Below are 14,653 nucleotides of genomic sequence, written 5' to 3' on the forward strand. Positions count from 1 at the left end.
TTTGCAGCCCTGAGTGAACACGACATCGCTCCCCGCACGGCCGCAGCGCGAGGCGGTACGGTGGGGCGTGAAGGATGCGGCTACGCGGTCCGAGGAGGGAGCCACCGATGATTCTGCTCCGTCGCCTGTTGGGTGACGTGCTGCGTCGGCAGCGCCAGCGCCAAGGCCGTACTCTGCGCGAAGTCTCCTCGTCCGCCCGAGTCTCGCTCGGCTATCTCTCCGAGGTGGAGCGGGGGCAGAAGGAGGCATCCTCCGAGCTGCTCTCCGCGATCTGCGACGCGCTGGACGTACGGATGTCCGAGCTCATGCGTGAAGTGAGCGACGAGCTGTCACTGGCCGAACTGGCCGAGTCGGCAGCGGTGAGCGAACCGGTGCCGGCGCCGGTCCGCCCGATGCTCAATTCGGTGTCGGTGACGTCGGTGGCAGGTGTGCCCACCGGGCGGGTGACCATCAAGGCGCCCGCGGAAGCGGTGGACGTCGTCGCTGCCTGACCGAAGTGGGGCGAAGCCCCGGTCGGTGCCCTTCATGGGGTGCTGACCGGGGCTTCTCTCGTTTTTGTTCGATATGTGCCCGACTGCCTGAGATGCCGGGTTCCGGTGTGCCGTGCCAAGGTGGAGGACGTACGGCTGGACCGCGTGCGCCGGGTTTGCCTCCCGTGCGCCCTCCCGCAGGGTGATCCTGCCGGTCTAGCGTCGACCGCAGGAGGCGGCCATGGTACGGCGACGGGTTCCGCCGGCGACGCTCGCGCTGTTCGCGATCGCGCTGGTGGCCGGGGGGCTCTGGTGGTGGGCCGTGCTGCGCCTGTTGCTCGTACCGGGGGAGAGCGGGCCGGTCGAGGGGGCGGTGGCCGCGGGCGGCTGGGGGCTGAGTCTGCTGCCGGTGCATGTGGCGGCTTCCACGGGGAGGGCGCGAGGGCGGGCCGGGGGGTGCGCGGGTGTGACGGGTGGCGGGTCCGTCGCCGGAGCGCCGGGGCGCGCGCTGGGCGGCGGTCAGGTCACCAGGGCATCGCGACGCCGCCGTTGGGGCGGAGGATCTGGCCGGTCGTGAACGCGGACGCGTCGGAGGCCAGGTGCAGGACCGCGTGCGCGATGTCCTCGGCCTCCCCGACCCGCCCCAGCGGTGAGTGACGGATCATGGCGGCCTCCGCCTGCTCCTGGGCGGCCGGCTCGTGCCGGTCGGTCATCGGGGTGCGGATCCAGCCCGGGGCGACGGCGTTGGCCCGGATTCCGTGCCGGCCGACCTCCACCGCGAGGGTCTTCGTCAGCTGTACGACCGCCGCCTTGGTGACGCTGTAGCAGAGCAGGCCGGGGCTCGCGGTGTCCATCGCGCCCGAGGCCATCGTGACGATCGAGCCGGGGACGCCCGCGTCGATCATCGAGCGGGCCGCCTCCTGGCACGCGTGGAGGACGCCCTTGAAGTTCACGGCGAGGACGCGGTCCAGGTCCTCTTCGCGGGTCTCCAGGACGGAGCTCGTGTGCATGATCCCGGCGATGGCGGCCATGACGTGGAGCGGGCCCGCGGCGCGGACGGCCGCCGCGAGCGCGGGGCGGTCGGTGACGTCCAGGAGGTGGGTGTGCGCGGTGCCGCCCTGCCCGGCGATGAGGGCCGCGGTCTCCTTGAGGCCGTCCTCGTCGCGGTCGGCGCAGTGGACGGTGGCACCGGCCCGGGAGAGGAGGGCCGCGGTGGCACGGCCGATGCCGCTCGCGGCGCCGGTGACGAACGCGGTGCGGCCGGTGAGGTCGTATGCCGGAAGAGTCGTCGTCATGTCCGGACCGTACGACCGGATCTGACGGATCGTCAATTGTTGTGGGGGTTTCCGTCGGGGCCCCGCTGGCAGCCGGGGCACCAGTACGTGACCCGGTCGCCGAGCTCCGCCTTGCGGATCGGGGCGCCGCAGCGCAGGCAGGGCCGGCCCTCGCGGCCGTAGACATGGAGCGGGGTGCCGGTGCGCCGGGTGGTCGTGGTGCGCCGGTCCGGCCGGTCCTTGTTCGCGTCCAGCAGGCGGTGGGCGGTCGCGACCAGCCGGGCGGGGACGCCGGGGCCCAGCTCCCCGAACGGGAGCCAGGGGGTGACGCCGGCGAGGAAGGCCAGCTCCGACTTGTACACGTTGCCGATGCCGGCCAGATTGCGCTGGTCGAGCAGGGCGTCGCCGAGGGGGCGGCCCGGGTCGGCGCCGAGCCGCCGTACGGCCTCCTCCGGATCCCAGTCGGGGCCGAGCAGGTCCGGGCCGAGATGACCGACGACCCGGGACTCCTCGGCGGTGCGGAGGAGCTCGAGGACCGGGAGCCGGTAGCCGTACGCGGTGGACTCGGCGTTTCCGAGGATCGCCCGGATCTGGTGCTCGGGGCCGCCGTGCGGACGCTCCCCGGTGGCGTACACCCGCCAGGCGCCGTCCATCCGCAGATGGGAGTGGAGGGTGAGTCCGCCTTCGACGCGGGCGAGCAGGTGCTTGCCGCGCGGGGTGACGTCCAGGAGGGTCCGGCCGGTCAGGTCGGCGGTGGCGAACCGGGGCACCCGGAGGTCCGAGCGGGTCAGGACCCGCCCGGCGAGCGCGGTGTGCAGGCCGCGGGCGGCCTGCCAGACGGTGTCTCCTTCGGGCACGGTTCCATGATGCCGGGTGGGGGGTGGTGTGGGGGATCCTCGCGGTCGGCGGTCCCGGTGGGGGTCAGTCGGACGGTGCGGCCGGGGTCCGTACGCCGAACCACTGCTCGGCGCCGTAGGCCTCGAACCGCTCCACCTCGGTGAAGCCCAGCTTCGCCGCGACGCGCATCGCGCGGTCGTTCGCCGACTGGGTGCAGAGCACCACCGGCTCGTCGGGCAGCGCGTCGGTGAACCAGGCGAGTGCCGCCGCGCAGGCCTCGGTGGCGTACCCGTGTCCCCACGCCGTCGGCAGGAACATGTAGCCGAGCTCCGTCTCCCCGCCGTCCGGGCGGACCCGACCCGGGCGCTCCGGGTCGCGCGGGTCGAGCGTGACCATGCCGATCATCGATCCGTCGAGTTCGATCACGAAGCAGCCCGGGCGCCGCCCGGGCACCTCCGGCACCGCCTTCTTCAGCTCGTCACGCGGTCGGGAACCCCCGACGTACGTGCCCACCTCCGGCGAGGCGAACAGCTCGATGAACGCCGCACGGTCACGGGCTTCGGATGCGCGGAGCACCAGCCGTGCGGTCTCCATCGGGGCCGGCGGCCAGGCAGTGCTTCCGGGACCAGTCATGGTGGGCAACCTATCGCAGGCTCCGGGCGGAACGACCGGGACGGCCGAACGCACGGTGCGGACGCGGTGGGTCAGGCGCGGAGGCGGAGGCCTCTGGGGGTGGCCACGAAGCCCGCGGTCTCCAGGGGGCGGGCCAGGGGGGAGGTCAGGGCCGTCGCGCCGTTGACACGCTCCACCGTGACCGTGCCCAGGGTGCCCGCCCGTGCCGCCGCCGCCAGGGCTTCGGCCGCCGCCCGCAGGCTCGGATCGTCCGGATCGGCGGGCCAGCACAGGAGCGTCTTGCCGCCGCGCTCCATGTACAGCGTCAGCTCGCCGTCGACCAGGACCACCAGCGCGCCCGCCTTGCGCCCCGGCTTGTGCCCGGCGCCGGTCGGCGGCTCGGGCCAGGACAGGGCCGCCCCGTACGCGTTCGCCGGATCCGCCGCCGCGAGGACCAGCGCGCGCGGGCCCGTCGCGGCCTCCACGCCCCGGTCGCGGGCGGTCGCCGCGGCCCGCAGCCGGTCCACCGCCCCGTCCATCGCGAACTGGGCCGCGCCGAGGCCCTCCACCACATAGCCGCGCCGGGCCTGCCCGCTGTCCTCGAAGGCCGCCAGGATGCGGTACGTGGCCGAGAAGCCGCCCTCCACGCCCTCGGCGGCCACCGCGCCCCTGGTGACCACGCCGTGCCGGTCCAGGAGGGTGCGGGCCAGGGCGTGGGCCCGGTGGGTGGGCTCCGGCTCGGCCGGCGGCAGCAGCGACCAGCGGCCGGAGACCGTGGGCGGTCCCGTACGGGAGGCGGGGCGGGCGGCAGCGGTCAGCGTGCCGTACCGGCCGCGCGGGACCGTGCGGCGCGCACGGTGGGCCGTGGACCCGGCCGTGCGCCCCGAGCCGAGGAGGGAGCGCAGCGGGGCCAGGGTGTCGTTGGTGAGCCTGCCGGACCAGGCCAGGTCCCAGACGGCGTCGGCGAGCTGCGGGTCGGTGGCGTCCGGGTGGGTGGTGGCCCGGATCTGGTCGGCGATCTGGCGGAAGAACAGGCCGTACCCGCCGGAGAGGGTCGTGAGGACCGACTCGTGGAGGGCGGACAGCTCCAGCGGATGCGGTGCCGGGAGGAGCAGCGGCGCCGTGTCCGTGAGGTACAGCGAGACCCAGCCGTCCTTGCCGGGCAGCGATCCGGCTCCCGCCCACAGCACCTCGCCGGTGGTGGTCAGCTCGTCGAGGAGGGCCGGGGTGTAGTCCCCGACCCGGGACGGCAGGATCAGCTTCTCCAGGGCCGAGGCGGGGACCGGCGCGCCCTGGAGCTGCTCGATCGCGCGCGCGAGGCCGTCGATCCCGCGCAGGCTGTTGCTCCCCAGGTGCTGCCACTGCGGCAGGAAGGTCGCGAGGGCCGCCGGGGGCACCGGCTCCAACTCGTGGCGCAGGGCCGCCAGGGAGCGGCGCCGCAGCCGGCGCAGGACGGTCGCGTCGCACCACTCCTGGCCGATGCCCGAGGGGTGGAACTCGCCCTGGACGACCCGGCCGGACGCGGCGAGCCGCTGGAGGGCGCCGTCGGTGACGGCCGCGCCGAGACCGAAGCGGGCGGCGGCCAGGGAGGACGTGAACGGGCCGTGGGTGCGGGCGAACCGCGCGAGGAGGTCGCCCAGCGGGTCCTTGACCGGCTCGGTGAAGGCCTCGGGCACCCCGACGGGCAGGGCGGTGCCCAGGGCGTCCCGGAGCCGGCCCGCGTCCTCGACGGCCGCCCAGTGCTCCCGGCCCCCGATCCGCACCCGGATCGCGCGCCGCGCGGCCCCCAGCTCGGTCGCCCAGGCCGCTTCCGCGCCGCGCTCGGCCAGCTCGTCCGCGGTGCGCGGTCCCAGCACCCGCAGCAGGTCGGCGACGCCCTCCATGTCCTTGATCCTGCGGTCGTCCGTCAGCCACTGGAGCTCCCGCTCCAGCTCGGCCAGGACCTCCGGGTCGAGCAGTTCGCGCAGCTCCGCCTGGCCGAGCAGCTCCGCGAGCAGCCGGGAGTCCAGGGAGAGCGCGGCCGCCCGCCGCTCGGCGAGCGGCGAGTCGCCCTCGTACAGGAACTGCGCCACGTACCCGAAGAGCAGCGAGCGGGCGAAGGGGGACGGCTCGGGGGTGGTGACCTCGACCAGGCGGACCCGGCGGGCCTCGATGTCCCCCATCAGCTCGGTCAGACCGGGGAGGTCGAACACGTCCTGGAGGCACTCGCGGACGGCTTCCAGGACGATCGGGAACGAGCCGAACTCGCTCGCCACCTGGAGCAGCTGCGCCGCGCGCTGCCGTTGCTGCCAGAGCGGGGTGCGCTTGCCGGGGTTGCGCTTGGGCAGCAGCAGGGCGCGCGCGGCGCACTCGCGGAAACGCGACGCGAACAGCGCGGAGCCGCCCACCTGGTCGGTGACGATCTGCCCGATCTCGGCCTTGTCGAACAGGGCGTCCGCCGCGCCGACGGGCGCCTTGTCCGCGTCGTACGTCGTGTCGAGGTGCCGGCCGGGGTCGACCGGTTCGTGGTCGAGGAGATCCAGGCCCATGTCCAGGCCCATCAGGTCGGCGTCCGGCAGGCGCAGCACGATGCCGTCGTCCGCGTGCATCACCTGCGCGTCCATGCCGTACCGCTCGGCGAGCCGCGCGCCGATGGCCAGCGCCCACGGGGCGTGTACCTGCGCGCCGAACGGGGAGTGGATGACGACCCGCCAGTCCCCGAGCTCGTCGCGGAAGCGCTCGACGAGGATCGTCCGGTCGTCCGGCACGTGACCGCAGGCCTCGCGCTGCTCCCTGAGGTACGCGAGGACGTTGTCGGCGGCCCAGCCGTCCAGGCCCGCGGCGAGCAGCCGCAGCCGTGCGTCCTCGTCCGCGAGGGCGCCCACCTCGCGGAGGAACGCGCCCACGGCCCTGCCCAGTTCGAGCGGGCGGCCCAGCTGGTCACCCTTCCAGAACGGCAGCCTGCCCGGCACGCCGGGCGCCGGTGTGACGAGCACCCGGTCGCGGGTGATGTCCTGGATCCGCCACGAGGTGGTGCCGAGGGTGAACACGTCGCCGACCCGCGACTCGTACACCATCTCCTCGTCCAGCTCACCGACCCGGCCGCCGCCCTTCTTGGGGTCCGAGCCGGCGAGGAACACCCCGAACAGACCCCGGTCGGGGATCGTGCCGCCCGAGGTGACGGCGAGCCGCTGCGCGCCCGGCCGCCCCGTCACGGTCCCGGCGACCCGGTCCCAGACCACGCGCGGGCGCAGCTCCGCGAAGGCGTCCGAGGGGTAGCGGCCGGCGAGCATGTCGAGCACGCCCGTGAACGCCGACTCGGGCAGCGAGGAGAACGGCGCCGCCCTGCGCACCAGGGCGAGCAGGTCGTCCACCTGCCAGGTGTCCAGGGCGACGAGGGCGACCAGCTGCTGGGCCAGGACGTCCAGCGGGTTGGCGGGGATCCGCATCGACTCGATCTCCCCCGAACGCATCCGCTCGGTGACCACCGCCGCCTGCACCAGATCGCCCCGGTACTTGGGGAACACCACGCCCGTCGACACCGCGCCGACCTGGTGGCCGGCGCGGCCCACGCGCTGGAGCCCGGAGGCCACCGAGGGCGGCGACTCCACCTGCACGACCAGGTCCACCGCGCCCATGTCGATGCCCAGCTCCAGGCTGGAGGTGGCGACCACGGCGGGCAGCCGGCCCGCCTTCAGGTCCTCCTCGACCTGGGCGCGCTGCTCCTTCGACACCGAGCCGTGGTGGGCGCGGGCGAGCAGCGCGGGGGCGCCCTGGGCCGCCCCCGACTGGGCCATGATCTCGGCCGGCGGAGCCCCGTCGGGAAGGGGTTCGCCGGTGGCCCGCTCGTACGCGATCTCGTTGAGCCGGTTGCAGAGGCGCTCGGCGAGGCGCCGGGAGTTGGCGAAGACGATCGTGGAGCGGTGCGCCTGGACGAGGTCCGCGATCCGCTCCTCGACGTGCGGCCAGATCGACGGCTTGTCGCCGCCGTCCTTGCCCTCCGACGCGGGGGAGCCGCCCAGCTCGCCCATGTCCTCGACGGGGACGACGACGGAGAGGTCGAACTCCTTCCCCGAGGGAGGCTGGACGATCTCCACGGCCCGCCCCGGCGACAGATAGCGCGCCACCTCGTCCACCGGCCGGACCGTGGCCGAAAGGCCGATCCGGCGCGCGGGGCGCGGCAGCAGCTCGTCGAGCCGCTCCAGGGAGAGGGCCAGGTGGGCGCCCCGCTTGGTGCCCGCGACCGCGTGGACCTCGTCCAGGATGACCGTCTCCACGCCCGCGAGCGCGTCCCGGGCGGCGGAGGTCAGCATCAGGAACAGCGACTCGGGGGTGGTGATCAGGATGTCCGGCGGCCGGGTCGCGAGCGACCGGCGCTCGGCGGGCGGGGTGTCGCCGGAACGGATGCCGACCCGGATGTCCGGCTCGGGCAGCCCGAGCCGCACCGACTCCTGCCGGATCCCGGTCAGCGGCGAACGGAGGTTCCGCTCGACGTCCACCGCGAGCGCCTTCAGGGGCGACACGTACAGCACGCGGCAGCGCTGCTTCGGCTCGGCCGGCGGCGGCGCCGAGGCCAGCCGGTCCAGGGAGGCGAGGAACGCGGCCAGCGTCTTGCCCGAGCCCGTCGGCGCGACGACGAGCACGTCGGAGCCCGCGCCGATGGCCTGCCAGGCGCCCTCCTGCGCCGCCGTGGGCGCGGTGAAGGCCCCGGTGAACCAACCACGGGTCGCGGGGGAGAACGAATCGAGCGCGGACCTGACCATGTCCTCCATCGTGCACCCGGCCACTGACAACCGCCCGGACCTGGGGAGATCCGTTCGCTCGGCGATGGCGGCGCGGCGCAGAATGGGGGCATGGCGAGCGGGGAGCGGGCACGGTACTGGCAGTACTCCGAGCTGCCCGGGGTCGACCTGCTGCACGCCCACTACATCCACAAGGCCTTCGCCCGGCACACCCACGAGACCTTCGTCTTCGCCGCGATCACCGAGGGCGTCGAGGCCTTCCACTACCGCGACGACCTGGTCCACGCAGGACCCGGGCAGATAGCCCTGGTCAACCCCGACACCCCGCACACCGGGCACGCGGGCGTGCCCGAGGGCTGGACGTACCGGACGATCTACCCCGACGCGGAGATCGTCCGGTCCATCGCCGCCGACACCCTCGCCCTGCGCGGCTCCGTCGGCTTCACCTCGCCCGTCGTCGACGACCCCTACGCCTCCCGGCTCGTCGTCGGCGTCCACCGGGCCGCCGAGGAGGGCAACGCGCTCGCCGCGGACAGCCTGCTCCGGCTGGTCACGGCGCGGATGCTGCGCAGCCACGGCGGTCTTGTCACCCCGCTCCCTCCGCACTCGGCGGGTGCCCGGAACGCGGCACGCGCGCGTACCGCCCTCGAGGACCGCATGGCCGAGCCGCCGACCCTGGAGCGGCTCGCGGCCGACCTCGGTACCAGCCCCTTCGCCCTGCTGCGGGCCTTCCGGGACGCGTACGGCATGCCGCCGCACACCTGGCTCACCGACGCGCGCGTACGGAGGGCCCGGCGGCTCCTCGACGAGGGGACGCCCCCGGCGGACGCGGCGGCGGCCGTCGGCTTCACCGACCAGTCGCACCTGAACCGGCACTTCACCCGCAGCGTGGGCGTGCCGCCGGGGGCGTACCAACGCGCGCGTGGAGCGGGACAGCGGTCCCAGCGGCCCGCCGCAAGAACGTACAAGACCGGGCCGCCGCCGGCCCCGTAACGTCTCTGACGTGGCAGAACAGACAGCACCTCCCGTGATACGCGACGGCACACCGTCCAAACCCGACGCTGCCGTCGTCCGCGACGCCCTCGGCGTCGGCGTCGCCGTCGGACTCTCCGGCTTCGCCTTCGGCGTGACCTCGGCGGGCTCCGGCCTCAGCGTCCTCCAGACCTGCCTCCTCAGCCTCCTGGTCTTCACCGGAGCCTCGCAGTTCGCCCTGGTCGGCGCGCTCGCCGCGGGCGGCAACCCCTTCACGGCCGCCGCCGGCGCCTTCTTCCTCGGCACCCGCAACGCCTTCTACGGGCTGCGGCTCTCCCAGCTGCTCGCCGTGCCGAAGGCCGTCCGGCCGTTCGCCGCGCACTGGGTGATCGACGAGACCACCGCCGTCGCGCTGGCGCAGCCGTCCCGCCGGGCCGCCCGGATCGGCTTCACCGTCACCGGGCTCACGCTGTACGTCCTGTGGAACGTGACCACGCTGCTCGGCGCGCTCGGCGCCGAGGCGCTCGGCGACACGGCGGCCTGGGGGCTCGACGCGGCCGGCCCCGCCGTCTTCCTCGCCCTGCTCGCCCCCATGCTGAAGTCCACGACCGAGCGGGCCACCGCCGGGCTCGCCGTCCTGCTCGGCCTCGGGCTGCTGCCCGTGCTGCCCGCCGGCGTCCCGGTCCTCGCGGCGGCCCTCGCCGCGCCCCTGGTGCTCTGGTTCCGGGGCCGCCGCACCGGCCCGCCCGCCCCTTCGGAGGACTCCCGATGAACGTCTGGATCGCCATCGCCCTGACCGCGGGCGGCTGCTACCTGGTCAAACTGATCGGTCTGCTGGTCCCCGCCGGGGCACTGGAACGCCCCCTCGTCCAGCGGCTCGCCGCGCTGCTCCCCGTCGCGCTGCTCGCCGCGCTCACCGCCCAGCAGACGTTCAGCGCGGGCGGCGACCTGGTCCTCGACGCCCGCGCCGCCGGGCTCGCCGCGGCTGCCGTCGCGCTGGTCCTGCGGGCTCCCTTCCTGGTCGTCGTGGGCGCCGCCGTACTCGTCACGGCGGGGGTACGGGCGCTGGGAGGGTGATGCGGCCCGTCGGCTCCGTCGGTGTCGGCGTCGGTGGGGGTGGAGGCGGCGGAGGCGGCGGAGGGGCGCCGCGGGGCGGAGGATGGCGGACTTCCGGGGTCGTGTGGGGCGGAGGCGGCGGGTTTCCCGGTCAGTCGACGGCGCGGCCGTGGGCGCGGAGCGTGCGCAGGGCCTCCACCGTGACGATCGGACGCCACTCCAGGGCCGAGCCCGGGGCCCACGAGCGCCAGTGGATCGGCCAGCCCCCGTCCTCCTGCTGGTCGGCCGCGAGCCGGTCCAGCGAGCGGGACATCTCCTCCGCGGTGAACCAGCGCGCGGCCAGCGAGTCCGGCACGCGCGCGTAGTCGTGCGGGAAGTGGAGCTCTCCCGGCGCGTACCCGTCCGCCACCGGGTAGTCGTCCTGCCGGTCCGGGTCCAGGACCGCGAGCCGCTGCTCACGTACGAGACGCCCGAGACGGTCGGCGGCCGCCTCCGCGCGCGCGTGGTCCGGCGCCCCGTCCAGGAAGGCGACCGCGGCCTCGATCTCGTACGGATGGGACTTCTCCATCGACTCCACGGCCGCCCAGCAGTACTCGGTGGCCCGGAACAGCCAGGCGTGCCACACCTGGTTGCGGTGCAGCAGCCCGACCACAGGGCCGGTGGTGAGCAGCGCGCTCGGCGGGGAGTCGACGACCGGGACGAACGGCGCCGACGGGTAGCCGCGCTGGGACGGGTGGATCGCCGGGAGCGCGCCGTCATGGGTGGAGACGGCGGTGAGGTAGCGGCAGATCCGCTCCACGCGCAGTCCGCCGCACCGGCCGATCGAGTCGAGGACGCGCAGGGCGTGCGCGGTGTGCAGCGGCTGGCTGACCGGTCCGCGGAGATCGGGTTCGAGCGCGTGGCCGTAGCCGCCGTCCTCGTTGAGATACGCCGTGAGGGCCGTCTCGACCTGATCCGCGCCACCCCGCAGGAAGTGGTAGGCGAACCGGCGCTGTTCGAGGACGCGGGCCGTCAGCCAGACGAAGCGTCCGGCGCGGGCCACGGGAGTCGAGGGCGAGGAGGGGAGGGGTTTTTCGGCCATGCTCCGACGGTAGGGCGGAAAGCCGCGGTGACAAGGCCTGCGGGGCGGGCTGCACTCTTCGGAGCGGGATACTGAGGTCATGCGGTTGACGATTTTCTGGGAACGGATGGCCGACCACTTCGGTGCGTCGTACGCCGAGTCCTTCGCGCGCGACCATGTGATGGCGGAACTGGGAGGCCGGACGGTACGCGATGCGCTGGACGCCGGCTGGGAGGCGAAGGACGTCTGGCGGGCCGTGTGCGTGGCCGTCGACGTACCCGCCGACAAGCGGTAGCGGCGAGCAGGGCGCGTACCCGTACCCGTCGCGTCCCCGTCCCCGTCCCCGTCCCCGTCCCCGTCCCCGTCCCCGTACCCGCGTACGTACCGTCGGCCGACGAGGGGTGGCCGGGCGGCGAATCACGGGGTGACTAACGGTGATGTGCGGGGTCCCGGGTGGAATGTCCGTGCGGTGCGCGAGACTGGCGGGGTGGCTCCGACTGACGAAACCGACGCGACACACCTGACCGCCTCAACCGAATCGGCCGAATCCGCCGAGGCGACCGCTCCCGTGGCGCCGCCCGGCAGAGGCGACGCCGGCGGCGTGACACCCGTGCCCGCCGGTCGGACGCCTGCGCCCGCCGGCCAGGCGTCCGTGCCCGGCCAGGCACCCGTGCCCGCCGATCAGCCGTCCCCGCCCGTCGGGCAGGCGGCCCGGATGCCGCGCTGGCTGCCCCGCGCGCTCGTCCTCGCCCTCGCGCTCTATGCCTGTTTCCTGCTCGGCAACTGGGCCTTCCACCAGCTCGTCGGCCTCCTCGTCAACATCCTGCTCGCCTTCTTCCTCGCCCTTGCCATCGAGCCGGCGGTCGGGCGCATGGCGGCGCGCGGAATGCGGCGCGGCCTCGCCACCTTCCTCGTCTTCTTCGCCGTCCTCGTCTTCGGCGTCGGCTTCGTCGTCCTCCTCGGGTCGATGCTGGCCGGCCAGATCGTGGACATGGTCGAGAACTTCCCCAAGTACCTCGACTCGGTGATCAACTGGATCAACCAGACCTTCCACACGGAGCTGTCGAGGGTCGAGGTCCAGGACAGCGTCCTGAGCTCCGACTGGCTGCAGAAGTACGTGCAGAACAGCGCGTCCGGCGTCCTCGACGTCTCCGCCACCGTCCTCGGCGGACTCTTCCGGCTGCTGACGATCTTCCTGTTCTCGTTCTACTTCGCGGCCGACGGGCCCAGGCTCCGGCGCGGGCTCTGCTCCGTCCTGCCGCCGGCCCGGCAGACCGAGGTGCTGCGCGCCTGGGAGATCGCGGTCGACAAGACCGGCGGCTATCTGTACTCGCGCGGTCTGATGGCCCTCATCTCGGGCGTCGCGCACTTCGTGCTCTTCGAGATCCTTGGTGTGCCGTACGCGCCGGCGCTCGCCGTGTGGGTCGGTCTGGTCTCGCAGTTCATCCCGACCATCGGCACCTACCTGGCCGGCGCCCTGCCCATGCTGATCGCGTTCACCGTCAACCCCTGGTACGCGCTGTGGGTGCTCGGCTTCGTGGTCATCTACCAGCAGTTCGAGAACTACGTGCTCCAGCCGAAGCTCACCTCGAAGACGGTGGACATCCATCCGGCGGTGGCGTTCGGCTCGGTCATCGCGGGGACGGCGCTGCTCGGCGCCGTCGGCGCCCTGATCGCCATCCCGGCCGTCGCCACCCTCCAGGCCTTCCTGGGTGCGTACGTGAAGCGGTACGACGTGACGGACGACCCGCGCGTCCACGGCCACCGGCGGTACGGCGAGGCGGTGGTGGCCCGGCTCCAGAAGGCGCTGCACCACAAGAAGGAGGCGGCGCAGGACGAGGGCGCCTGAACCTGGCCCGGGTCTCAGGAGAGCGACGGTTCCGCGACCGGGAGGTCAGAGGTACGACGGTCCGGTGACGGGGACGTCAGAGGTACGACGGTCCGGTGACCCGGTGCCGGAAGGCGTGCCAGATCCAGGCCTGGACGGCCACGAGCGACGAGCCGGACCTCGTTGCCGAGGAAGCGGCCTTCCTCACGTACGCGCGCGCGTGGCGCTGTCGACGGTCCTGTTCGCGAGAGGGTTGGGGACGGGAAGGTAGTGCGGGGCCGTTCCCTCCGCCCTGATCCAGCGGGAGAGCAGGTTGGCCTTGCCCGGGAGGGCGGGCGCGTCGAGCAGGCCGGCGATGTCGGGGAGCCCCGGCAGTCGTCCGCTCCGTTCGAACTCGTCGCGGGCCAGGGTCCAGAGGGCGGCGGCGGAACCGGGGAACCGGTCGTCGAGGGCGTCGGCGACCTCGGAGAGGTTGTTGACGACGAGGCAGTAGACGAGCCGCTGCCAGGCCGCCTCGCGGGGCATCGGGGGAACGGTCTTGGCGCCCTCCGCGTCGCGGAACACCGACTGGACGGGGGTGCCCCGGCCGTCCACGGCGATCAGGGTGTTCTGCAGATGGCACTCCACGACGACGCCGAAGCGGGCGAACGCCTCCAGGACCGGTGGTACCACGCACCGCAGATAAGCCGACCACCAGGCCCGCGGATCGGTCAGCCGGTCGAGCGGGTTGCCGGGGAAGCCCTCGCAGAGCGCGGCCGTGAGGACCGCCGTCGCGCCGGGCACCAGATGGCGGTCGAGGCCGTCCCGTACGAGGACGGCGCAGGTCTCGAAGAGACCGTCCACCGTGCGGTAGCCGCGGTCGCTGAGCCAGGACGCCGGGCCGTCCATGGCAGTGAACGCGGCGGTGACGAGCGGGTCGGTACGGCGTACGTGGAGCAGTTCGTGCCGGCGCATCCGGCGGATGTCGTTGGTGATCCGGACGTCGAGGCTGAACTTCAGGAACATGTCCTCGCGCGCGTGGGCGCCGTCCCCGGGGACGTACACGGTGCGCACCGACGAGGTCGGCCGGGCCGGTCCGCGCGTGCTGCCCAGCCGGACGAGGCGGCCCTCGGCGAAGGCGGAGCGCAGCCGGGGGGCCCGGTCCGAGAGTTCGAGCTGCCAGGGGTGGGCCGGGAGCAGCCGGTAGCCGGGCGGGGCCTCGCCGAGGGCGTCCAGGGCCCGGGTGTCACCGTCCTCGACCACCGCGTCCTCGCGTACGCCGAGCAGCACGAGCGGGAACCGGGCGTACGCCTCGGGGGCGTAGCGCAGCCAGGAGGTGGGGGAGCCCTCGGAGGTACGTGCCTTGGGGGCCGGGTGGTACGGGTGGCCCATGACGAGGGCCTGCTCGGAGCGGAGCCAGGGGTCCTCGGGTGGTGCCGTACGGGCGCGGGCGGCGAGGACGGCCCGTACGGCGGCGCGGCTGGCGGCCATCTCGGCGGCCAGGGCGGGATTGGACCGGCCGGTGGTGGCGCGCATCTCCTCGGAGGCGAGGTCGACGAGCCGGGCATGGTCCAGGGCCTGCCAGGCGCGGCCCGTCCACAGCTCGGGGCCGGAGGGCCGGTGACCCGGGCGGACGCGGAGGAGGCGGCCGGTGGCGCGGAGGCGGTGGACGGAGCGCCGGGGGGTGACTGCCGGAGTGGCCGCCGGGTGTGGGGCAGGGGGCAGGGCCGGGTCCGGGTCCTCCGCCGGGTCCGTGGTCTCGCGGAGCAGGCAGTTGAGCAGGGGCGTCACCGCCAGCGTGTCGGCGGTCCGCGAGAGTGTGTCCATCGACATCAGTATGTGTG

At 74.1% G+C, this 14,653-nt stretch carries 13 protein-coding genes; 7 read left to right on the forward strand and 6 right to left on the reverse strand.

Annotated elements, in window-relative coordinates; translation table 11 throughout:
• Positions 1–107: 107 nt before the first annotated feature.
• The gene (locus V4Y03_RS25535; RefSeq protein ID WP_317877178.1) at positions 108–491 is read left to right on the forward strand and encodes a helix-turn-helix domain-containing protein; all 384 of its coding nucleotides are present in this window, start codon (positions 108–110) and stop codon (positions 489–491) included.
• Between the two features lie 220 nt (positions 492–711).
• Positions 712–1,047 carry a hypothetical protein gene (locus V4Y03_RS25540; RefSeq protein WP_332436391.1) on the forward strand — a complete coding sequence of 112 codons (336 nt, stop codon included), beginning with the start codon at positions 712–714 and terminating at the stop codon, positions 1,045–1,047.
• On the opposite strand, the gene V4Y03_RS25545 is transcribed toward V4Y03_RS25540, so the two are convergent.
• The 4 genes from V4Y03_RS25545 to V4Y03_RS25560 form a co-directional block, all read right to left on the reverse strand.
• Positions 995–1,765, reverse strand: a complete 771-nt coding sequence (locus V4Y03_RS25545; RefSeq protein WP_332436392.1) for an SDR family NAD(P)-dependent oxidoreductase — start codon at positions 1,763–1,765, stop codon at positions 995–997. The genes V4Y03_RS25540 and V4Y03_RS25545 overlap by 53 nt on opposite strands.
• 32 nt (positions 1,766–1,797) lie before the next feature.
• On the reverse strand, positions 1,798–2,601 hold the full coding sequence (locus V4Y03_RS25550) for a DNA-formamidopyrimidine glycosylase family protein (RefSeq protein ID WP_332436393.1): 804 nt from the start codon (positions 2,599–2,601) through the stop codon (positions 1,798–1,800).
• 64 nt (positions 2,602–2,665) lie between these two features.
• Complete coding sequence (locus V4Y03_RS25555) at positions 2,666–3,214, reverse strand: GNAT family N-acetyltransferase (protein WP_317877174.1); 549 nt, start codon at positions 3,212–3,214, stop codon at positions 2,666–2,668.
• Positions 3,215–3,285: 71 nt separating this feature from the next.
• On the reverse strand, positions 3,286–7,935 hold the full coding sequence (locus tag V4Y03_RS25560) for an Lhr family ATP-dependent helicase (RefSeq protein ID WP_332436394.1): 4,650 nt from the start codon (positions 7,933–7,935) through the stop codon (positions 3,286–3,288).
• A 90-nt stretch (positions 7,936–8,025) separates the two neighbouring features.
• On the opposite strand from V4Y03_RS25560, the gene V4Y03_RS25565 reads away from it, so the two are divergent.
• Genes V4Y03_RS25565 through V4Y03_RS25575 form a run of 3 tightly spaced genes read left to right on the forward strand, consistent with a single transcriptional unit; the run spans position 8,026 to position 9,963 of the window.
• Positions 8,026–8,907, forward strand: coding sequence for an AraC family transcriptional regulator (locus V4Y03_RS25565; RefSeq protein WP_317876239.1), 882 nt, complete (start codon positions 8,026–8,028; stop codon positions 8,905–8,907).
• 10 nt (positions 8,908–8,917) lie between these two features.
• Entirely contained in the window at positions 8,918–9,658 is a 741-nt protein-coding gene (locus V4Y03_RS25570; protein ID WP_317876238.1) for an AzlC family ABC transporter permease, read from the forward strand.
• The gene (locus V4Y03_RS25575; RefSeq protein ID WP_317876237.1) at positions 9,655–9,963 is read left to right on the forward strand and encodes an AzlD domain-containing protein; all 309 of its coding nucleotides are present in this window, start codon (positions 9,655–9,657) and stop codon (positions 9,961–9,963) included. The genes V4Y03_RS25570 and V4Y03_RS25575 overlap by 4 nt, the downstream gene beginning before the upstream one ends.
• A gap of 130 nt (positions 9,964–10,093) precedes the next feature.
• On the opposite strand, the gene V4Y03_RS25580 is transcribed toward V4Y03_RS25575, so the two are convergent.
• The gene (locus V4Y03_RS25580) at positions 10,094–11,023 is read right to left on the reverse strand and encodes a hypothetical protein (RefSeq protein WP_332436395.1); all 930 of its coding nucleotides are present in this window, start codon (positions 11,021–11,023) and stop codon (positions 10,094–10,096) included.
• Positions 11,024–11,102: 79 nt separating this feature from the next.
• Between V4Y03_RS25580 and V4Y03_RS25585 the strand changes: the two genes are divergently transcribed.
• Positions 11,103–11,297 (forward strand): DUF3046 domain-containing protein, encoded by a 195-nt coding sequence (locus tag V4Y03_RS25585; protein WP_317876235.1) that lies wholly within the window; start codon positions 11,103–11,105, stop codon positions 11,295–11,297.
• 420 nt (positions 11,298–11,717) lie between these two features.
• Complete coding sequence (locus V4Y03_RS25590; protein WP_332437264.1) at positions 11,718–12,851, forward strand: AI-2E family transporter; 1,134 nt, start codon at positions 11,718–11,720, stop codon at positions 12,849–12,851.
• 183 nt (positions 12,852–13,034) lie between these two features.
• On the opposite strand, the gene V4Y03_RS25595 is transcribed toward V4Y03_RS25590, so the two are convergent.
• Positions 13,035–14,642, reverse strand: coding sequence for an IucA/IucC family protein (locus V4Y03_RS25595; RefSeq protein ID WP_332436396.1), 1,608 nt, complete (start codon positions 14,640–14,642; stop codon positions 13,035–13,037).
• Between the last annotated feature and the right edge of the window lie 11 nt (positions 14,643–14,653).

Origin of the sequence: Streptomyces sp. P9-A4, assembly GCF_036634195.1 — a bacterium.
Lineage (GTDB): Bacteria > Actinomycetota > Actinomycetes > Streptomycetales > Streptomycetaceae > Streptomyces.